The 18,858-nt window shown below is 70.8% G+C and carries 16 protein-coding genes; 10 read left to right on the forward strand and 6 right to left on the reverse strand.

All coding sequences use genetic code 11. The annotated features are described in order from the left end of the window. The first annotated feature begins 52 nt into the window (after positions 1–52). The 6 genes from QOZ99_RS11680 to QOZ99_RS11705 are packed head-to-tail and all read left to right on the forward strand — an operon-like array spanning position 53 to position 8,779. Positions 53–1,426, forward strand: a complete 1,374-nt coding sequence (locus QOZ99_RS11680; protein ID WP_306890131.1) for an isochorismate synthase — start codon at positions 53–55, stop codon at positions 1,424–1,426. Beyond that, complete coding sequence (locus tag QOZ99_RS11685) at positions 1,423–3,060, forward strand: (2,3-dihydroxybenzoyl)adenylate synthase (RefSeq protein WP_306890132.1); 1,638 nt, start codon at positions 1,423–1,425, stop codon at positions 3,058–3,060. Before QOZ99_RS11680 ends, QOZ99_RS11685 begins: the two co-directional genes overlap by 4 nt. Further along, the gene (locus tag QOZ99_RS11690) at positions 3,057–3,707 is read left to right on the forward strand and encodes an isochorismatase family protein (protein WP_306890133.1); all 651 of its coding nucleotides are present in this window, start codon (positions 3,057–3,059) and stop codon (positions 3,705–3,707) included. The genes QOZ99_RS11685 and QOZ99_RS11690 overlap by 4 nt, the downstream gene beginning before the upstream one ends. Beyond that, the gene (locus QOZ99_RS11695) at positions 3,707–3,994 is read left to right on the forward strand and encodes a phosphopantetheine-binding protein (protein WP_306890134.1); all 288 of its coding nucleotides are present in this window, start codon (positions 3,707–3,709) and stop codon (positions 3,992–3,994) included. Before QOZ99_RS11690 ends, QOZ99_RS11695 begins: the two co-directional genes overlap by 1 nt. Next, positions 3,987–8,021, forward strand: coding sequence for a non-ribosomal peptide synthetase (locus QOZ99_RS11700; protein WP_306890135.1), 4,035 nt, complete (start codon positions 3,987–3,989; stop codon positions 8,019–8,021). Before QOZ99_RS11695 ends, QOZ99_RS11700 begins: the two co-directional genes overlap by 8 nt. Next, the gene (locus QOZ99_RS11705; RefSeq protein WP_306890136.1) at positions 8,003–8,779 is read left to right on the forward strand and encodes a 2,3-dihydro-2,3-dihydroxybenzoate dehydrogenase; all 777 of its coding nucleotides are present in this window, start codon (positions 8,003–8,005) and stop codon (positions 8,777–8,779) included. The genes QOZ99_RS11700 and QOZ99_RS11705 overlap by 19 nt, the downstream gene beginning before the upstream one ends. 61 nt (positions 8,780–8,840) lie before the next feature. Here QOZ99_RS11705 and QOZ99_RS11710 read toward each other — a convergent pair whose 3' ends face one another. Both QOZ99_RS11710 and QOZ99_RS11715 read right to left on the reverse strand, forming a co-directional pair. After that, on the reverse strand, positions 8,841–9,635 hold the full coding sequence (locus QOZ99_RS11710) for an ABC transporter ATP-binding protein (protein WP_306890137.1): 795 nt from the start codon (positions 9,633–9,635) through the stop codon (positions 8,841–8,843). Then, positions 9,635–10,690: a FecCD family ABC transporter permease gene (locus QOZ99_RS11715; protein ID WP_306890138.1), complete on the reverse strand. Its 1,056-nt coding sequence runs from the start codon at positions 10,688–10,690 to the stop codon at positions 9,635–9,637. Before QOZ99_RS11715 ends, QOZ99_RS11710 begins: the two co-directional genes overlap by 1 nt. Before the next feature lie 196 nt (positions 10,691–10,886). Between QOZ99_RS11715 and QOZ99_RS11720 the strand changes: the two genes are divergently transcribed. Both QOZ99_RS11720 and QOZ99_RS11725 read left to right on the forward strand, forming a co-directional pair. Further along, positions 10,887–11,825 (forward strand): alpha/beta hydrolase, encoded by a 939-nt coding sequence (locus QOZ99_RS11720; RefSeq protein WP_306890139.1) that lies wholly within the window; start codon positions 10,887–10,889, stop codon positions 11,823–11,825. Between the two features lie 186 nt (positions 11,826–12,011). Beyond that, positions 12,012–12,548 carry a disulfide bond formation protein B gene (locus QOZ99_RS11725; RefSeq protein ID WP_306890140.1) on the forward strand — a complete coding sequence of 179 codons (537 nt, stop codon included), beginning with the start codon at positions 12,012–12,014 and terminating at the stop codon, positions 12,546–12,548. Between the two features lie 46 nt (positions 12,549–12,594). On the opposite strand, the gene QOZ99_RS11730 is transcribed toward QOZ99_RS11725, so the two are convergent. From QOZ99_RS11730 to QOZ99_RS11745, 4 genes are all read right to left on the reverse strand, one after another. After that, positions 12,595–13,152, reverse strand: coding sequence for an HNH endonuclease (locus QOZ99_RS11730; RefSeq protein ID WP_306890141.1), 558 nt, complete (start codon positions 13,150–13,152; stop codon positions 12,595–12,597). A gap of 296 nt (positions 13,153–13,448) precedes the next feature. Further along, complete coding sequence (locus QOZ99_RS11735; protein ID WP_306890142.1) at positions 13,449–14,108, reverse strand: alpha/beta hydrolase; 660 nt, start codon at positions 14,106–14,108, stop codon at positions 13,449–13,451. A gap of 49 nt (positions 14,109–14,157) precedes the next feature. Continuing rightward, on the reverse strand, positions 14,158–16,122 hold the full coding sequence (locus tag QOZ99_RS11740) for a M23 family metallopeptidase (protein WP_306890143.1): 1,965 nt from the start codon (positions 16,120–16,122) through the stop codon (positions 14,158–14,160). 343 nt (positions 16,123–16,465) lie between these two features. Next, positions 16,466–17,737 (reverse strand): CE1 family esterase, encoded by a 1,272-nt coding sequence (locus QOZ99_RS11745; protein ID WP_306890144.1) that lies wholly within the window; start codon positions 17,735–17,737, stop codon positions 16,466–16,468. A 300-nt stretch (positions 17,738–18,037) separates the two neighbouring features. Here QOZ99_RS11745 and sdhC point away from each other — a divergent pair, with 300 nt between their 5' ends. Continuing rightward, entirely contained in the window at positions 18,038–18,430 is a 393-nt protein-coding gene (gene sdhC / locus QOZ99_RS11750) for a succinate dehydrogenase, cytochrome b556 subunit (protein WP_306890145.1), read from the forward strand. Between the two features lie 4 nt (positions 18,431–18,434). Continuing rightward, positions 18,435–18,857 carry a succinate dehydrogenase, hydrophobic membrane anchor protein gene (gene sdhD / locus QOZ99_RS11755; RefSeq protein WP_306890146.1) on the forward strand — a complete coding sequence of 141 codons (423 nt, stop codon included), beginning with the start codon at positions 18,435–18,437 and terminating at the stop codon, positions 18,855–18,857. The last annotated feature ends 1 nt before the right edge of the window (position 18,858 follow it).

An 18,858-nucleotide genomic window follows, 5' to 3' on the forward strand; every position in this document is an offset into this window, starting at 1 on the left:
GAAGCGGAGACGGACCGTGTCGATGAGCGTCGTTGCCGGCGGAGGCGCGCGTATGCCCGAGGCCGAGGGGCGGGCGGCCGAGGAGCGCGCCGAGGAGCGCGCGGGCTTCGCGCCCGGCGTGCCCTTCGCGCTCTTGCCCTTCGCGCTGGTGTCGAGCGGCGAGACCCTTGTCGGCAAGGGCTGTCTCGGCCTCGTGGCCGAGGGAGGGGAGCCGCTCGGCGCGCGGGTGCGCGCGCATCTCGCCGCCAGTGCCGCGGCTCAGGGCGCGGCTCCGGCGTCGCCGGTTTCGGGGATCTCGGCTTCGGGGATCTCGGCTCCGGGGATCTCGGCTCCGGGGATCTCGGCTCCAAGTGCGGCCGGCCCGGACATGGTGGTCGGCGCGTTGCCCTATGAGCGGGGCGCGCCGGCGCATCTGTTCCAGCCGGCCGAACTGTCGCGCAGCGCGGGGCGGGCCTGCTTCGCCGCCGCCTTTCCCCCGCCGGCGCTGGTGCGGCCCGAGCCGCTCAGCCCGGCGTGCATGCGCATCGCGGCCGAGCCCCCGCTCGCCGCCTATCGCGCGGCGGTGGCCGAGGCGCTGGCCCGCATGCAGGCGAGCGAAGGCGCGCCGGTGGGCGAGGCTCTGCGCAAGATCGTTCTCTCGCGCAGCCTGCGCCTGTCCAGCGACCGGCCGATCGATGCCAGCGCGCTGCTGCGGGCGCTGGCGCGGGATGCGGGCGTCACCGCCTTCTGCGTGCCGCTGCCCCCCGCCGGCCCCCCCCTCGCGCCGCAAATGCCCGCCCGCGCGCTGGTCGGCGCGACGCCGGAACTGCTGGTCGCCCGGCAGGGCAGGGCCGTCACCTCGCATCCGCTCGCCGGCTCGGCCCGGCGCTGGCGTGAGGCGAGTGCCGACCGCGCCGCCGCGCAGGCCCTGCTCGCCTCGGACAAGGACCGGCGCGAGCATGGGGAAGTCGTCACCGCCATTCTCGACCAGCTGGCGCCGCATTGCGTCGCGCTCGGCACGCCGGAGGGTACCGGCCTGACCGCGACCGCGAGCATGTGGCATCTGGGAACCCGCATCTGCGGCCGCCTGCGCCGGCCCGACCTTTCCGCCATCGATCTCGCCATGCTGCTGCATCCCACGCCCGCGGTCTGCGGCACCCCGCGCGCGGCGGCGGCCCGCGCCATCGCCGAGCTGGAGGGCTATGATCGCGGCTTCTATTCCGGTGCCGTCGGCTGGTGCGACGGGGCGGGCGACGGGGCCTGGCATGTCGCGCTGCGCTGCGCCGAGGTCGCGGGCCGGGAGGCGCGGCTTTATGCCGGCGCGGGCATCGTGCCGGGCTCGGATCCGGTCTCCGAGGGCGAGGAAACCTCCGCCAAGTTCGCCGCCATGCTGCAGGCGCTCGGCATCGACGAGGATGGCCGCCCGCTGACGGAGGACGGCGCGTGAGGAAGCTGGAGCAGATCTGGCCGGCGGAGGCCGCCGCCCGCTATCGCGCCCGGGGCTATTGGCGCGGCGAGACCTTCACCCGCATGCTGCGCGACCGGGCCCGTGAGCGGCCCGATCACGTCGCGGTGGTCGGCGGTGGCGCGCGCTGGAGCTTTGGCGAGTTGCACGCGCGCGCCGAGCGCCTCGCCCGCGGCTTCCTCGCGCTGGGCCTTCAGCCGGGCGACCGGGTGATCGTGCAACTGCCGAATATCCCGGAATTCCTCGCCGTCGTGTTCGCCCTGTTCCGCGCCCGGCTGATCCCGGTCTATGCGCTGCCGGCCCATCGTCTCGTCGAGATTGCCCATTTCGCCCGCACGGCCGAAGCGCGCGGCTATGTCGTGGCCGAACGGCACGAGGGGTTCGACTATCGCGCCCTCGCGCAGGACCTTGTCCGCGAGGTGCCGGATGTCGCGCATGTCGTGGTGGTGGGCGAGGCGGGGGACTTCACGGGTCTGGATGCGCTGCCCCAAGGCGGGGATATCGACCTGCCCGAGGATGCCGATCCGTCCGAGGTCGCCTTCCTGCAGATTTCCGGCGGCTCGACCGGCCTGTCCAAGCTCATCCCGCGCACGCATGACGACTATATCTATTCCTTCCGTGCCAGCGCCGAGATCTGCAAGCTGACGCCCGACAGCGTCTATCTCGCCGCGCTGCCCGTGGCGCATAATTTCCCCATGAGTTCGCCCGGCGTGTTCGGCGCGCTGTATGCCGGGGCGCGTGTCGTGCTCAGTCCCTCGCCGAGCCCGGAAGTGGCCTTCCCGCTGATCGAGCGCGAGCGCGTCACCATCACCGGTCTGGTGCCGCCCTTGGCGCTGCTGTGGCTGCAGGCGGCGCCCGGCGCGCGGCACGACCTCTCCTCGCTGGAGGTGCTGCAGGTGGGCGGCGCCAAGTTCCTGCCCGAATCCGCCCGCCGGGTGAAGCCGGTGCTCGGCTGCACGCTGCAGCAGGTGTTCGGCATGGCCGAGGGGCTGGTGAACTATACCCGCCTCGATGACCCCGAGGAGATCATCGTCACCACGCAGGGCCGGCCGATCAGCGGGGATGACGAGGTGCTGATCCTCGACGATGCCGGCCATCCCGTGCCGGAAGGCGAGGCGGGCCACCTGTTGACGCGCGGGCCCTACACGATCCGCGCCTATCACAATAATGACGGCGCGAATGCGCGCGCCTTCACGCCGGACGGCTTCTACCGCACCGGCGATGTGGTCAAGCGCACGGGGGAGGGCTATCTCGTCGTGCAGGGGCGGGCGGGTGATCATATCAACCGCGCCGGCGAGAAAATCTCCGCCGAGGAGATCGAGGACCATCTCCTCGCCCACCCCGCCGTGTTCGACGCGGCCGTGGTGTCGCTGCCCGACGACTATCTGGGCGAGCGCTCCTGCGCCTTCATCATCCCTCAGGGCGAGACGCCGAAGGCCGCCGTGCTGAAGGCATTCATGCGCAAGCGCGGCCTCGCGGAGTTCAAGGTGCCCGACCAGATCGTGTTCGTCGAGGCGTTCGAGACCACGGCGGTCGGCAAGGTCTCGCGCAAGGAACTGCGCGCCGGCCTGCGCCGTCGCTTTCTCGAAAAGGCGGAAGCGGAGGCGGGGGAATGAGCGCGCAGGTGAAAGCCGGTCTGCCGGCCATCGCCCCTTATGATCTCCCGCGCGCGGACGAACTGCCCGCGCCCCGCGCGCCGTGGCGGCTGGAGCGCGCGCGCGCGGCGCTGCTCATCCACGACATGCAGAACTATTTCCTGCGCGTCTTCACGCCCGATGCCTCCCCCATCGCCCCGGTCATCGCCAATATCGCGGCGCTGGCGCAGGCCGCGCGGGGCGCGGGCGTGCCGGTATTCTACACCGCGCAGGACGGCGACCAGGACCGGCGCGACCGCGGCCTGCAGGCCGACCTCTGGGGGCCGGGCATGAGCTGGGCGCCCGAGCACCAGCCCATTGTCGGCGCGCTCGCCCCGCGGGTGGGTGATATCGTGCTGGTGAAGCACCGCTACAGCGCCTTCCAGCGCTCCAACCTGGAGACGCTGATGCGCGCGCGCGATCGCGACCAGATCATCATCTGCGGCGTCTACGCGCATATCGGCTGCACGCTGACGGCGGCGGATGCGTTCATGCGCGATATCGAGCCGTTCCTGGCGGCCGATGCGCTGGCGGACTTCTCCCGCGCGAAGCACGACCTCGCCCTGTCCTATGTCGCCGACACGTGCGGCGTGCCGCTGACCAGCGCGCAGATCCGGGAGCAGCTGTAATGGCCATCGCGCCCGCCGACATCCGGCGCATCATCACCCCGGCCGCGCCGATCACCCGCGAGAGGATGCGCGCGGACATCGCCAGGATGCTGCACGAGGACCCCGAGGCGATCGGCGGCGAGGACAGCCTGATGGATCTCGGCCTCGATTCCATGCGGGCCATGAATCTCGTGCTCGCCTGGAGCGAGGGCGGGCTGGAGCTGGAATTCGCCGAATTCGCGGAAACGCCCACGCTTGACGGCTGGTGGGCACTGATCCGTACCCGACAGGCGGCGCGTGGTGTCTGACCCGCGCGCGCCGGCGCATCCGCTCACCGAGGCGCAGGCGGGCCTGTGGTACGCCCAGCGGCTGGACCCCGCCAACCCGCTGTTCAACACCGGCCAGTCCATCGCCTTCACCGGCCCGCTCGACCGCGACGCCTTCGCGGCGGCGCTGGCGCAGGCGGTGGATGAGGCCGACGCGCTGGCGCTGCGACTGGTGGATGACCCCGCCGGCCCATATCAGGTCGTCGATCCGGCCAACCGGCCGGTGCTGGATATCATCGACCTCTCGGGCGAGGACGATCCACACGCGGCGGCGCAGGCGGCCATCGCCCGCGACATGGCGACCCCGGTCGACCCGACGCGCGACAGGCTCGCGGCCGAGCGGCTTTTCGTGCTCGGGCCGCAGCATCACATCTGGCAGCAGCGCATCCATCATCTGGCCATTGACGGCTACGGGATGATCCTCATCACCCAGCGCGTCGCCGAGCTTTACACGGCACGGTTGCGCGTCCGCATGCCGGGCGCCCCCGCCCCCGGCATCGCCGCGGCGTTCACGGAGGATGCGGCCTATCGCGCCTCCGACCGGCGGGCGAAGGACGGCGCCTACTGGCGCGCGCTGTTCGCCGACCGGCCGGAGGTGGCAAGCCTCGCGACCGGAAGCCTCGCAGCCGGAAGCCTCGCGACCGGAAGCCTCGCCGCCGCCCCTTCGCTCGCGCATGGCTTTCACCGCCGCGCCGTGGAGATCGACGCCGAGGCCTTCGCCCGGCTGCGCGCGCGGGCCGAGCGCATCTCCATCCCCTGGCCGGACATCGTCACCGCGCTCAGCGCGGCCTATGTGCAGCGCCACACCCAGACGCCCGAGGTGATTGTCGGCGTGCCGTTCATGGCGCGGCTCGGCAGCGCGGCGGCGCGGGTGCCGGCCATGCTGATGAACGTGCTGCCGCTGCGCGTCGCCGTCCCATCCGGCGTGCCGCTCGACGACTTCCTCCACGCGGTGGCCGGAAGCCTCGTGCGCGCCCGCCGGCACGGGCGCTACCGTTCCGAGCAGCTGCGCCGCGATCTCAAGCGGGTGGGCGGGCAGCGGCGGCTGCACGGGCCGCTGATCAACCTGCTGCCCTTCGACGAGACGCCGCGCTTTGAGGGGCTGACCAGCCGGCTGGAGGTGCTGTCCACCGGGCCGGTTGAGGACATCACCTTCACCTTCCGCCTGCACGGGACGGACGGGCTGCGGCTGGAGGTCGACGCCAATCCGGCGCTCTATCCGCCCGCCGTCGTGGAAGCACATGCCCTGCGGCTCAAGCATTTCATCGAGGCGACCAGCGCTGCCGACAGGCTGGACGACGTGCCGACAGCCACGCCCGCCGAGGCCGAGCGCCATCTCGTCACCCTCAACGCGACCGCGCATCCCGTGCCCGACACCACGCTGGCGGCGCTGATCGAACGGACGATGGCGGCAATGCCGACCGCCCCGGCACTGCGCTTCGCCGGCATGACCCTGGACTATGCGGGGCTCGAGGCGCGCAGCCGGGCCCTGGCGGAGACGCTCGCCGCGATCGGGGGCGTTGGGGACTCTCTCATTGCCGTCGCCCTGCCGCGCTCCTTCGAACTGGTGATCGCGCTCGTCGCCATATTGCGCGCGGGCGCGGCCTATCTGCCGCTCGACCTTGCCCAGCCCGACGCGCGGCTGTCCCGCATCCTCACCTCGGCGCGCCCGCGCCTCGTGCTGGCGCGGACGGAGGATGCCGGGCGCTTCGAGGGCAAGGTCGAGGTTCTGGCGCCGGAGCACTGGCCGCACGCACCGCTCGGCCTCGACCTGCCGCAGCCCGAGCCGGGAGACGCGGCCTATGTGATCTACACCTCCGGCTCCACCGGCGAGCCGAAGGGCGTCGTCATCGAGCACCGGGCGATCGTCAACCGGCTCGAATGGATGCGCGAGCATTACGGCTTTGGCCCGCAGGACCGCATCCTGCAGAAGACACCGGCGACTTTCGACGTCTCGGTGTGGGAATTCTTCCTGCCCCTCCTCACGGGGGCCTGCCTCGTCATCGCCCCGCCCGAGGCGCATCGCGACCCGCTGGCGCTGGCGCGGATCCTCCGCGAGGAGACGATCACCACGGCGCATTTCGTGCCCTCGATGCTCGCCGCCTTCCTCGCCGAGCCGAGTGCGCAGGGCCTCGTCCTGGCCCGTGTCTTCTGCTCGGGCGAGGAATTGCCGGCGGACCTGCGCGACCGCTTTCACCGCACGCTCAAGGCTGGGCTGCATAATCTCTACGGGCCGACCGAGGCGGCGGTGGATGTGAGCTTCTGGCCGGCCGGACCGGAGGACCGCGCCAATCCCGTGCCGATCGGCTTTCCCGTGTGGAACACGCGGCTCTATGTGCTGGATGCGGCCGGGCGCCCGCAGCCACCGGACGTGCCGGGCCATCTCTTTCTCGGCGGGGTGCAACTGGCGCGCGGCTATCTCGGACGACCGGACCTCACGGCCGAGCGCTTCCGCCCCGATCCCTTCCGGCCGGGTGAGCGCGTCTATGCCACGGGCGACCTCGCCCTGTGGCGGGCGGATGGGGCGGTGGTGTTCCTCGGCCGCTCGGATCACCAGATCAAGATTCGTGGCCTGCGGGTCGAACTCGGCGAGGTCGAGGCGGCATTTATGGCTTCCGGCCTCGTGCGGCAGGCCGGAATCGTCGCGCGCGAGGATCGCGGCACGAAGCGCATCGTCGCCTATCTGGTGCGAGAGCCGGGCCAAAGGACGGCCCAAGGGACGGCCCAAGGGACGGCCCAAGCGACGGGCCAAGCGACGGCCATCGAACCGGGCATCGAGCCGGCCATGGATATTGCCGCGCTGAAGGCCGATCTCGCGTCCCGACTGCCGGACTACATGGTGCCGGCCGCCTTCGTCGTGCTCGACGCACTGCCCGTGACCGCCAATGGCAAGCTCGACCGGGCGGCCCTGCCGGCCCCCGATTTCGCCGGCACCGGCAGCCGGGCGCCGGAAACGCCGACCGAGAGGCGGCTCGCCGCCCTGTTTGCCGCGCAACTGGCGATCGATGGCCCCATCGCGGCGGAGGATGATTTCTTCGCGCTGGGCGGGGATTCGCTGCACGCTGTCGCGCTGCTCCTGAAAGTGCGCGAGCAGTGGGGCCACGATCCGGGCCTCGGCGCGCTGTTCGCCCGGCCGACGGTGGAAGGCTTCGCCCGGCTCATCGAGGCCGAGGGCGACGTGGATGCCGGGCTCGGGCCGCTGGTGACGCTGGCGCAGGGCGAGCCCGACCGGCCGCCGCTCTTCGTCATTCATCCCGCCGGCGGCCTGTCGTGGTGCTATGGCCGGCTGGCGCGCGCGCTCTCCCCCCGCCGCACCGTCCATGGCCTGCAGGCACCGGCGCTGGCGGCGGGCGTCGCGACGCCGGGAAGCCTGGAGGCGCTGGCACGCGACTATGTGGCGCGCATCCGCCGGCTGCAGCCGCGCGGGCCCTATCATCTGCTCGGCTGGTCGGTCGGCGGCATCCTCGCGCAGGCCATGGCGGTGCAGCTGCGCGAGGACGCGGCGGAGGTCGGGATCGTGGCGCTGCTGGATTCCTACCCCTGCGATGTGTGGCGCGGCGAGCCGGACCCGGGGGAGGATGGCGCGCTCAAGGCGCTCCTCGCCATTGCCGGGCACGACCCGGACCGGTTGCCGGCGCTGGCGTTGAACCGCGCCGCGGTGCTGGCCTTCCTGCGCGCCACGACGAGCCCGCTCGGCCGGCTGCCCGAGGCCGCGCTCGATGGCGTGGTGCGGGTGGTGGCCGGCAACAATGCCCTGGTCCGCGGGCATTTCCATCGCCGCTATGACGGCGTCCTCACCCATTTCCGCGCCGCGCTGGATCATCAGGGGCGCGACCTGTCGCCCGATCTGTGGGCGCCGTATGCGGCGCGGATCGATGTCATCGATGTGCCGAGCCTGCACGCCCACCTCACCGGCCCGGAAGCGACCGCGCGTGTCGCTCCGGTGCTGGCACGGGCGCTGGCGCAGGCCGATAGCAGGGAGAAGGTTGCATGCGCGACAGCGGTCTGAGCGGCAAGGTCGCCCTCGTCACCGGCGCGGCCGGCGGCATCGGTGCCGCCGTGGTGCGCCGTCTGGTGGAAGAGGGCGCGCGCGTCGTCGCCACCGATGTGGAGGCGGAGCCCTTGCAGGCGCTGGCCGCCACGCTGGGCGCGGCCGCCGTTCCCGCCTGTCTCGATGTGCGCTCCACGGCCGAGGTCGACGCCCTTGTGGCGTGGGTCGAGCGGGAGATCGGCCCGATCGACCTTCTCGCCAATGTCGCGGGCGTGCTGTCCCATGAATTGGTGACGGACCTGTCCGATGCCGAATGGGAGCGGGTGTTCGACATCAACGCGAGCGGCGTGTTCCGCCTCTCGCGGGCCCTGGCGCGGGTGATGCAGCCGCGCCGGCGCGGCGCCATCGTCACCGTGTCCTCCAATGCCGCCGGCATTCCGCGCCACGCCATGGCGGCCTATGCCGCCTCCAAGGCGGCAGCGACCATGTTCACCCGCTGTCTCGGACTGGAACTGGCGCCGCACGGCATACGCTGCAACATCGTCGCGCCGGGCTCCACGCTCACCCCGATGCAGACCGGCATGTGGGCGGACGGCAACGGCGCCGCGCGGGTGATTGCCGGCTCGCCGGAAACCTTCAAGGCCGGTATCCCGCTGGCCAAGCTGGCGACGCCGGAGGATGTGGCCGATGCCGTGCTGTTCCTGCTCTCGGAGCGGGCCGGCCACATCACCATGGCCGACCTCTATGTCGATGGCGGCGCCACGATGCGCGGGTGAGGCGCTAAAAACCCCCTCTCCCCGTCGGGGAGAGCGGTGGGGTGTGGGGCGCTTTCCCGGCTCACACCGCGCGGTCGACGATGACCTGCAGGAACCCGCGCGCGCAGTGCTCGACGCGCGCCTCCACGCGATAGACGCGGGCCAGCGTTTCCGGCGTGATCGCCTCCCCCGGTGAGCCATCGGCGGCGATGCGGCCCTGCTCCAGCACGACGATGCGGCGGGCGAAGCGGGCCGCCTGGGCGATGTCGTGCAGCACGATGACGACGATGATGGCGCGCTCGCGCGCCAGTTCTTCCACCAGTTGCATCACCCGCATCTGGTGATGGATGTCGAGCGCGCTGGTCGGCTCGTCCAGCAGCAGCACGGTTGGCTCGCGCACGATGGACTGGGCGAGGCTGGCGAGCTGGCGCTGGCCGCCGGAAAGCTCGTCCAGCCCGCGCATGGCGAGATCGCCGATGCCGAGCCGCTCCAATGTGCGCAGCGCGCGCGCCTGAGCTTCACCCGAGGACAGGCCTCCCGCGGACAGTCCCCCCTCGCGCGAGGACATCAGCGCGGACAGCGTCGCCTCGAACACGGTGAGTGCCACGCGCTGCGGCAGGGCCTGCGGCATGTAGGTCACGAAGCGCGCATGGCCGGCAATGGTGAGCCGGGTCAGCTCGACATCGTCGAGGCGGATCGAACCTGCCGCCGGCACCAGCCCCGCCAGCGCGCGCAGCAGCGTGGTCTTGCCGGCGCCATTGGGGCCGATCAGCGCGGTGACGCTGCCGCCCGTGAGTGCCGGCACGGACAGGTTCTCAAGGATGGCGCGCCGGCCATAGAAGACCGACAGCCCTTCGATGGTGAGCATCGGCGCCATCACAGCCGCTCCCGCCGGGTGAAGATCAGCGCCATGAAGAAGGGCACGCCGATCAGCGCCGTGACGATGCCGACGGGCAGCAATGCGCCGGGCACCAGCGTCTTCGAGGCCACCGAGGCGAGCGACATGATGGCCGCCCCCGCCAGCATGCTCGCCGGCAGGAAGAAGCGGTGGTCCTCGCCCACCAGCATCCGGGCGATGTGCGGGGCGACCAGCCCGATGAAGCCGATCGTGCCGACAAAGGCGACCGAGGTCGCCGCCAGCAGGCTGACGCGCAGCAGCGAGAAGAAGCGCAGCCGCGCCACCGAGATGCCGAAGGAGCGGGCGCGGTCCTCGCCCAGGCGCAGCGCCGTCATGCGCCAGGAGGCGTGGAGCGCGAAGGGCGTGGTCAGCGCCGCCACCAGCGCCAGCACGCCGAGCTTCTGCCAGGTGGCGCGCGACAGGCTGCCCATGCTCCAGAATACCAGCTGCTGCAACGCCTCCTGGCTGGCGACGAACTGGATCAGCGCCACCAGCGCATTGAAGGTGAAGACCAGCGCGATGCCGAACAGCACCAGCGTTTCGACCCCCGTGCCGCGCAGGCCGGCCAGCGCCTGCAGCAGCAGCACCGAGCCGAAGGCGAAGATAAAGGCGAAGGCCGGCAGGTTCCAGCCCGCCGGGACGAACGGCAGGCTGGCGCCGAGCACCAGCGCCAGTGCCGCGCCGAACGAGGCGGCGGAAGAGACGCCCAGCGTGAAGGGGCTGGCCAGCGGGTTGTTGAGGATGGTCTGCATCTCCGCGCCGGCCAGCGCCAGCGCGGCGCCGACCAGAACCGCCATCAGCGCATAGGGCAGGCGCACGTCCCAAATGATGACGCGCCCCGGCCCATCGAGGCCGGCGGGGTTCAGAATGCCGGTGATCACGTCGTTGAGCGGGAGGTTGGACGGGCCGGTGGCGATGTCGAACAGCAGCGCCACCAGCATGAGCGCGCCGAGCCCGAGAAGGATGGCGACGCGCCGGCGCAGCCGGTGCGCATAGGCGGGCAGCGTGGCCGCGCGGGGCGAGGGTCCGGTCATCCTGTCTCCGGCGCCTCCGCCCGGCAGACACGGGGCGGCAGGCGGTGCGGGATGCTTCTGCATGAGCGGCCCGGATGGGTCAAGTTCCTGATGGAAAAGGATATTCCTTAGAATCATTTCATTCTGCCCCGCTGCGGCTTGCGCCGTCTCCGGCATGGGCTAGAGCTTGCCCGTCAGGTCCGCCGCGGGAACGCCCATGTCCACCATGATATCGGTCACGTCGCCCGTCCTCCTGCCCGACACGGAGGCGTTCGACCTCGCGCCCGCGTCGGAGGGCGCGGGTGGCGCGGCGCGGGGCTGGCGCATCTTCCGCTCCATCCCGCGCGGGCCGGCGCCGGAAAGCGGCTTCCCCGTCATCTACATGCTGGACGCCAATGCCGGCTTCGCCAGCTTCCACCAGGCGATGGCCCGCGCTGCGGGGCGTCCGTCCGCCACCGGCGTGAGCGAGGCGGTGATTGTCGGCATCGGCTATCCCGAGGGCGAGGATATCCGCACCCGCCGCGCCTTCGATTTCACCGTCGGGCCGAGCCGGGATGCCGCCGCCGAGCCGCCGCGCCCGGAAAGGGCGTCGCTGCACGGCGGGCGCGACGCGTTCCTTCGCTTCATCGAGACGACGCTGAAGCCGGCCATCGCCGCGCGCGTTCCGGTCGATCCCGCCCGCCAGACGCTGTTCGGCCATTCGCTGGCCGGCTGGTTCACGCTGGACGTAATGACGCGCGACCCCGGCGCCTTCGCCGCCTATGTCGCGGTGAGCCCGTCCATCTGGTGGGACGAGGCGCGGCTCAATGAGGGCCTTGCGGGGTTGGAAGACCTTGCGGGGTTGGAATACCTCGCGGGGTTGGAAAGTCCGCCGCCGCGGCTGGCGCTGATGGTGGGCGAGTGGGAAGAGGCGCTCGCCCCCTGGCAGGCGGACCGTCCGGAGGCCGCCGAGATGGCGGCGCGGCGGGCGCAGCGCGCGATGGTCGCCCGTGCCCGCGCCTTCGCCGCACAGGTGGCCGCGACACTCGGCCCGGCCGCGCAGGTGCGGTTCGACCGGATGGCGGGCGAGGACCATGCCTCGATCCTGCCGGCCGCCATGACGCGGGCGCTGCGCTTCGCGCTGGAGGAGGGGCACGGGCGCGCCGCCCTTCCCTAGCGGGACCTGCTGCTGACGTGATCGGCTTCGGGGCGAGGTGACTTGCGTCGGGTGGCGGCGGGGGTAGTTATGGAGCGCTTTCGAGCGGCGCGGATTGCGTCTCGCCCGCCGGGAATGCGCTGCTGAAGAAGGCTGGAGCGCCTCGCGCGAGGGGCTCTGGCGCAACCGCTGCCACTGGATTCCACCATGACCGCTGCTTCGCCTGCTGCTTCGCCCGTCACCTCCGCCGCCGCTTCCAAGCTGCGCAGCGTGCAGACCGCCGCCGCCCTTATCGTCGCGGTGGCCGGTGCCGGCACGCTGGCGGGGGCATGGTATTTCCAGCTTGTGGTGGGTCTGGCGCCATGCCCGCTCTGCCTTGAGCAGCGCATTCCCTATTATGTCGGCGTGCCCATCGCGCTCATCGCGGTGATCTGCGCGCTGGGCGGGCGCGCCCCGCTCGCCCGCGTCGCGCTGGCATTGGCCGGCACGCTGATGGCGGTGGCCGCCGCACTGGCGGTCTATCATGCCGGTGTCGAATGGGGCTTTTGGGCGGGGCCGACCGCCTGCTCGGGCTCGGCGCCGGCGCTCTCCTCGGGCAATCTGCTGGAGAGCCTGCAGCAGGCGCGGGTGGTGCGCTGCGACGAGGCGCCGTGGCGGCTGCTCGGCCTCTCGCTCGCCGGCTACAACGCCCTCATCGCCGCGGCGCTGACGCTGGTTGCCTTTCGCGGCGCGGTGGCGCGATAGACGGCCGTCCGGAGCATGGGGAACAGCAGGTTCCCCACTTCCCGGCTCACGGGTCGAGTTCGGTATCCCAGTAGAGGTAATCCACCCAGCTGTCATGGAGGTAGTTGGGCGGGAAGTGCCGGCCGTTCTGGTGCAGGTCGAATACGGCGGGCTGATAGGGCTTCTGCCGGGGAATCATGCGTGCCTCGGCCGGCATCATGCTGCCCTTCCTCAGATTGCAGGGCGAGCACGCGGCGACGACGTTCTCCCAGGTGGTCTGCCCGCCGCGCGAGCGCGGGATGACGTGGTCGAAGGTCAGGTCCTCGCGCGCATCGCAGTACTGGCAGGTGAAGCGGTCGCGCAGGAACACGTTGAAGCGGGTGAAGGCGGGCTGGCGGGCCGGCCGGATGAAGGCCTTGAGCGAAACCACGCTCGGCAGGCGCATCTGGAAGGTCGCGCTGGAGACCTGCCGCTCATAATATTCGACGATGTTCACGCGATCGAGGAAGACCGCCTTGATCGCGTCCTGCCACGCCCAGACCGACAGCGGGTAATAGCTCAGCGGCCGATAATCGGCGTTGAGCACGAGGGCAGGCCAGGCACCCGGAGACAATGTCGCCGTCAACGCTCTCGCTCCCTGCCGGAGTTCTTTGCGATCGGGTGCGCCACCCGATCGCAAAGAACTCCGGTTCCACGAACCCGGAGCCTGATCTCATCGCACGAGCCAAGCGGCTCCTGCGGAACAGGCTCGTCGCCGGTACGGGCAAGTCGGCACCGCACGGCGCACGGGGATAGTCTATATTTAGCGTGTCAATCTTGTGAAGCGCTGCCGTGCGGAGGATGCCGTACGGATCGCGGCGGGGGCCATGGAGCGCGCCCGCCACAGGTGGGTCAGGGCCGGATATCCCGCCATGGGCGGGTTCAGCCGAGCACCTCGGCGAGGAAGCGGCCGGCCAGCGCCAGCCCGTCCGGATCGATGCCATGGCCAAGGCCTCGGGAGAGCTGCGAGCGCACCGCGAGGCCGCGCGCGCTCAAGCTCTCGACGGCGCGGGGCAGGGCGGCGGGTGGAATCACCTCGTCGGCATCGCCATGCACCAGCAGCACCGGCGGGCGGGCGGTGATTCCGGCATCGAAGGCGGGCAGCGCGCGCTCGGGCGGCACCACATGGATGCCGGAAAAGCCGACCAGCCCGGCCGGCGCCGCGGCGCGCCGCAGTCCCGTATGCAGGGCCATCATCGTGCCCTGGCTGAAGCCGACCAGCGCGAGGCGCGAGCCGGGCAGGCCGAGACGGGCAAGTTCCGCATCGAGAAAACCATCGAGCGCCGCATGCGCCGACTGCACCCCGACCCACCGTTCGGCATCGTTGCGCTCGACATAGCCGAACCATTGCCGGCCGACCGGCGCGATCGCGCAAGGCTCGGGGGCATGCGGGGAGACGAAGGCGGCGCCCGGCAGTAGCGGCGCCCAGTGGCGCCCGAGGTCGATCAGGTCCCGCCCATCGGCGCCGTAGCCATGCAGCAGCACCACGAGCGCCTCGGCCGGGCGGCCCGAGCGGGGCGAAAGACGGGGGCCGTCAAGCATGGGTGTCATCTCTGTCGGCTCGTCCTCTGGCGGGTCTTCCTCGCCCGCGTCAGTTGGTGTCGTCGTCGAGCGCGCGCAGGCCCCCGGCAGCGACCTTGGGCATGGCGCCGTGGTTGAGCAACGTGTCGATGCGTTCGCGCTCCTGCTCGAAGGAGGCGAGGATCCTGCCATCGAGCGCGCGCCCGCGCGGCAGGCGGATGCGCATCGGGTCGACGAAGCGGCCGTTCACCAGCACCTCATAGTGAAGATGCGCGCCGGTGGAGAGGCCGGTCGAGCCGATATAACCGATCAACTGGCCCTGCCGCACGCGCAGCCCCTCGCGGATGCCCTTGGCGAAGCCGGACTGGTGCGAATAGGTGGTGACGTAGCCGTTGGAGTGCTGGATCTCGATGCGCCGACCGTAGCCGGAGGTCCAGGCCGCCTTCTTGATCACGCCATTGCCCGCGGCGTAGATCGGGGTGCCGACCCGGTCGGCCCAGTCGACGCCCGAATGCAGGCGGCTATAGCCGAGAATGGGGTGGCGACGCATGCCGAAGCCCGAGCGCAGCACGCCGCCCGAGAGCGGCTTGCGCACCAGGAACTTCTTCGCGCTCTTGCCGGATTCGTCATAGAAATCGACCAACCCGTCATCCGGGGTCTGGTAGCGGAAATAGCGCCGCTCCTCGCCGCCGACGATCAGCCCGGCATAGAGCACGCCGCCCGCGCCGCCCGCCTCGTCGGGCTCATAGACCACCTCGAAGGAATCGCCGGTGCGCACCCGGCGCTGGAAATCGACGTCGAAGGAATAGACGCGGATCAGGCTTTCGATGACCGGGCGCGGCACGTCGTGGCGCAGCGCGGTCTCCCAGATGCTTTCATAGAGCGTGACGCCGCCGCGCCCGCCGCCGCCATCGGCATCGTCGTCGCCATCGTCCGGCGCGATGTCCGCGACCTGCGTGTCGGCGGGCTCCTGCACCGGCAGGAACTTGCCCATGTCGGAGAGCGCCACCGTGCCCTGATGGCCGGTATCGTTGAAGACGGCGACGCGCACCGCCACGGGCGAGCCGCTCGAACCGTCGAGCAGCACCTTGAGTCGCATGCCCTCGGGCAGCGGGCCCTGCAGGTCGCGCGTCAGGAACGCGGCGGCCGCGGCGCGAGCGGAGACCTGCGGCACGCCGAGATCAACCAGGATCGAGGCGACGGTGTCGCCCTTCTTGGTGACGACGGCGCGCTCCGCCCAGTCATTGCCGCCGGTCGCCTCCTCGCCCGACTTGCCCATCGAGCTGACATTCTCGGGCTGCTGCAGCGCGCTGGCGGCGGCGCCCCCGGCCGGCGGGGGAGCGAAGGCGAGCGCGCCGGAAATGCCGAGATTGGCCAGCGCGGGCGTGCGGGTATCGGTCGGGGTGCTGAACTCGGCGGCCTCGCGCACCTTCATCAGCACGTCTTCCATCGGCAGTTCGGCCGCGAATTTGGTGCTGGGGGGGACCGCGGCGATGTCGCGCACCACCAGGGTGAGGTCCCCGGTGGGCTCGGCCTGGGGCGCCTCGCCGTCATCATTGGTGCTGTCGGCGATCAGCTTGGCCGGATTGAATCGCGGCACGTCGACGGAGGCGGCGGTCACGGCCTGCGCGAGATTGGCCGCGACCTTGGTCACGGCGCGCACCTTGATGACTTCCTTGTCGCCGTCCTTGCTGGTGGAGGCGAGGCGCAGCGTCTGCTTGGCGGCGAAGCTCTCCGAAAGGATCGACATGCGGTCGCCCTTGCGGGCGACGTTGGAGGGGCGCTCGCCGGCGGCCAGCGCGCCGCGCAGCGCCGAACGCACCGTCTCCGGGCTCTGCGCGAAGCGATACTCGCCATCCAGCGCCGCATAGACCGCCCCGCCCATGAGCGCGGCACCGCAGATGCCGGTGAGCAGTGTCGCCATCAGCCAGCGGATGGAGATACGGCGGCGGTTGGTCGGCTCCTCGGCATCGCCATCGACGCCGAGCGGGGGCTCATCGCCCAGATCGAACCCAGCGCCGCGGTTTTGCCGCATGCCGTTTGGTCCGCGACGAGTCTCCAACAGGCCATCCCCACATTCATCGGCGCTCGACGCCGACATCGCGTCACTTGTGGCCGCCGTGTGCGACCGGACGTTCTGCCTCCCCGGCATCCGCCGGGGCGGATGCGATGGTCACGCGGGCGGTAAAGTGTTCCGCAAGACGCGGGAACTTGCCGCCTGGGGTGGACGCCGTCAACCCGGCGCTCACCGCGGGCGCGAATCCGATGCGCGCCCGATGGGCTGCGATGTAGAACGGGGGCTCACGGCAAAAGCATGGCGGCCGGCGCACATGCCGGCCGGGCTCCACAGCCATCGCCGGAGCGGGTCCGGTTGCGGCCTACTGCGCGGAGGTGTTCCGCTGGCGCAGCGGCGAGGGCGGCGGCAGCGGAACCAGCGCCACCCGGGCGCCGGCGGGGGCGGCGTCCTCGTCCGTCGAGGCGATGCCCTGCCAGGCATTGGCGGGGGAACTGGGGTTGCGCAGGATCGGCGCGCCACCATTGGCGTGGGATCCTGTCGCGGCATAGGCGCTGCTGCGCGCGCCCGGCACGCTCGTGGCCATGACCGGCGCGATGACCGGCGCCGCGCCGGGCGTGACGGGCGGTATCGCCGCCGTCCCGGGAGCCGACGCACCGGGCGCGGCGGCGTCGGCCATCACCGCGCCCTCGGTCGGGGCCACGTCGAAGCGCTTGAAGAAGGACCAGATTTCCTGCGGCGCGTCGAGCCCGCTGCGGCGCGGGCCGAGAATGACCGCCGCCAGCGCGTCGCCCGCGCCGGTGGACTGGGCGGGCGGCTGGTGGCCGCCGGCAATTTCATAGAAGGCCACCGCCGAGCCCGACGCGCAATTGTCCCAGCGCAGGATGCGCGCGCTCGGCGCGGTGCTCTGCTGCGGCGGCGCGCAGCCATCGATGCGGGCGAACAGTTCCGCGCTCTCGGAGGCCGACATCAGCCGGGCGCCGGGCGTCTGCCGGCCGAACATCGGCACGATCGGGTCATAGGTGCCGTTCATGATGAGGATCGGCACCGGCCGCGCGGGCTTGCAACTCTCGTTATAGCCCACCGGCACCGTCATCATCATCGTGGCGAACGCGTTGAAGTGTTCGGCATAGCGGCACGCGATGAAGGCGGTGAGGAAGCCGCCATTGGAGAAGCCCATGAGAAAGGCGCGATTCGGATCGGCGATCCCCTCGGCCTCCAGTGTGGCGAGCACGTCCAGCACGAACCGGCCGTCATCGCGCGGGTAGAGGATGGGCAGGAAACCGGCGACCGTGCTGCGCCCGTCATTCCAGAGCAGATTCATGCCCTTGGGGTAGGCCACCACGAAGCCCTCGCGGTCGGCCACGGCATCGAGGTCGAGGTAACGCTGCATGATATAGGCCGGCTGCAGGGCGCCATGCAGGGCGATGACCACGGGCTTCGGACCCGGCGGCGCGTTCTTCGGCACATGCAGGATGAATTCGCGCTTGAGACCGCCCGAGGTGATGGTGCGCTCGCCATCCTGCACGACGCGGCCGGGGCTCTCCTGTGCCGCGGCAGGCGTCGCCGCCAGCGCGGCAAGGCTCGCGACGAATGCAAGGAGCAGGAGGCAGGGTTTCGCGAAATGCATGCTCATCGCAACCTTGGCAGGGCGGGCGCCATCGGAAAGGCACGTTACAGACGGTTTATTTCAGTCAAATAAATGGCGAAGATGGTTAACGAACCGTCAGCGCCGCGCGTGGATCCCGCGTTCTTTCGGGCACGGGCGGTGGCGAAAAGGGGCTGGCGCCGCTGGGGCCTTCGTCTAGGGTGCGCGCGCTGCATCGCAGCGACAGCGACTTTGTTGTGTGATAGGCGTCGCCTTTGGAATGATTGCGAAAAGCAATCGTTTCGGCTACGCACTGCAAAACAAGCCTTCGGGACCGGGAAAATCGATATGCCAGGAGCGGCCGAGCGGCCCCTTTCTCCGCATCTCCAAATTTATCGCCCGATGCTCACGATGATGATGTCCATCGTGCACCGCATCACGGGCGTCGCCCTTTATTTCGGCACGCTGCTGCCGGTGATCTGGCTGCTCGCCGCCGCGAGTTCGCCGGAGGCCTTCGCCACGGTGAACGGCCTTTTGGGCAGCTGGATCGGGCTCATTATTCTGTTCGGCTACAGCTGGGCACTCATCCATCACGCTCTGGGCGGCGTACGTCACTTCGTATGGGACTTCGGCCATGGTTTCGGGCCGCAGGCGCGCGAGTTCATGGCCAAGGCCACCCTTGGCGGCTCGGTCCTGCTGACCGTGCTGCTGTGGATCGTCATCGCGGTGGTGAAAGGCTGAGCCCATGAGCAACCGTTCGAGCCCGCCCTCGCGCAGCCCTTCCAGCGCCTCCATGCGCACTCCGCGCCGCAAGGTCGCCGGCCTCGGCTCCGCCCGGTCCGGCACCGGCCATTTCTGGCTGCAGCGCGTGACGGCGCTGGCCAACATCATCCTCGTGATCATCGCCCTGCCGATCGTCATCTCCATGGCGGGCGGCGGTCAGGAGGCTGTCCTGTCGACCCTGCGCCATCCGCTGGCGGCGCTGGTTCTGCTACTGCTTCTGGTCTCGATGACATTCCATATGCGCATCGGCATGCAGGTGGTGATCGAGGATTACGTCCATAGCGAGGGGACGAAGGTGCTCGCCCTGATCGGCAACACCTTCTTCACGATCGCGGTCGGCGCTGCCGGCGCGTTCGCCATCCTCAAGATCAGTTTCGGAGGCTGAG

The sequence above is a fragment of the Ancylobacter amanitiformis genome (assembly GCF_030814815.1).
Lineage (GTDB): Bacteria > Pseudomonadota > Alphaproteobacteria > Rhizobiales > Xanthobacteraceae > Ancylobacter > Ancylobacter amanitiformis.

Bases quoted from the DNA above. Each gene is read 5' to 3' on its own strand.
- QOZ99_RS11680 (WP_306890131.1), top strand. From the start codon at position 53: ATGCCCGAGGCCGAGGGGCGGGCGGCCGAGGAGCGCGCCGAGGAGCGC.
- QOZ99_RS11710 (WP_306890137.1), bottom strand. From the start codon at position 9,635: ATGGCGCCGATGCTCACCATCGAAGGGCTGTCGGTCTTCTATGGCCGG.
- QOZ99_RS11745 (WP_306890144.1), bottom strand. From the start codon at position 17,737: ATGAGCATGCATTTCGCGAAACCCTGCCTCCTGCTCCTTGCATTCGTC.
- QOZ99_RS11720 (WP_306890139.1), top strand. From the start codon at position 10,887: ATGTCCACCATGATATCGGTCACGTCGCCCGTCCTCCTGCCCGACACG.
- QOZ99_RS11725 (WP_306890140.1), top strand. From the start codon at position 12,012: ATGACCGCTGCTTCGCCTGCTGCTTCGCCCGTCACCTCCGCCGCCGCT.
- QOZ99_RS11695 (WP_306890134.1), top strand. From the start codon at position 3,707: ATGGCCATCGCGCCCGCCGACATCCGGCGCATCATCACCCCGGCCGCG.
- sdhC (WP_306890145.1), top strand. From the start codon at position 18,038: ATGCCAGGAGCGGCCGAGCGGCCCCTTTCTCCGCATCTCCAAATTTAT.
- QOZ99_RS11735 (WP_306890142.1), bottom strand. From the start codon at position 14,108: ATGCTTGACGGCCCCCGTCTTTCGCCCCGCTCGGGCCGCCCGGCCGAG.
- QOZ99_RS11705 (WP_306890136.1), top strand. From the start codon at position 8,003: ATGCGCGACAGCGGTCTGAGCGGCAAGGTCGCCCTCGTCACCGGCGCG.
- sdhD (WP_306890146.1), top strand. From the start codon at position 18,435: ATGAGCAACCGTTCGAGCCCGCCCTCGCGCAGCCCTTCCAGCGCCTCC.
- QOZ99_RS11740 (WP_306890143.1), bottom strand. From the start codon at position 16,122: ATGCGGCAAAACCGCGGCGCTGGGTTCGATCTGGGCGATGAGCCCCCG.
- QOZ99_RS11715 (WP_306890138.1), bottom strand. From the start codon at position 10,690: ATGACCGGACCCTCGCCCCGCGCGGCCACGCTGCCCGCCTATGCGCAC.
- QOZ99_RS11690 (WP_306890133.1), top strand. From the start codon at position 3,057: ATGAGCGCGCAGGTGAAAGCCGGTCTGCCGGCCATCGCCCCTTATGAT.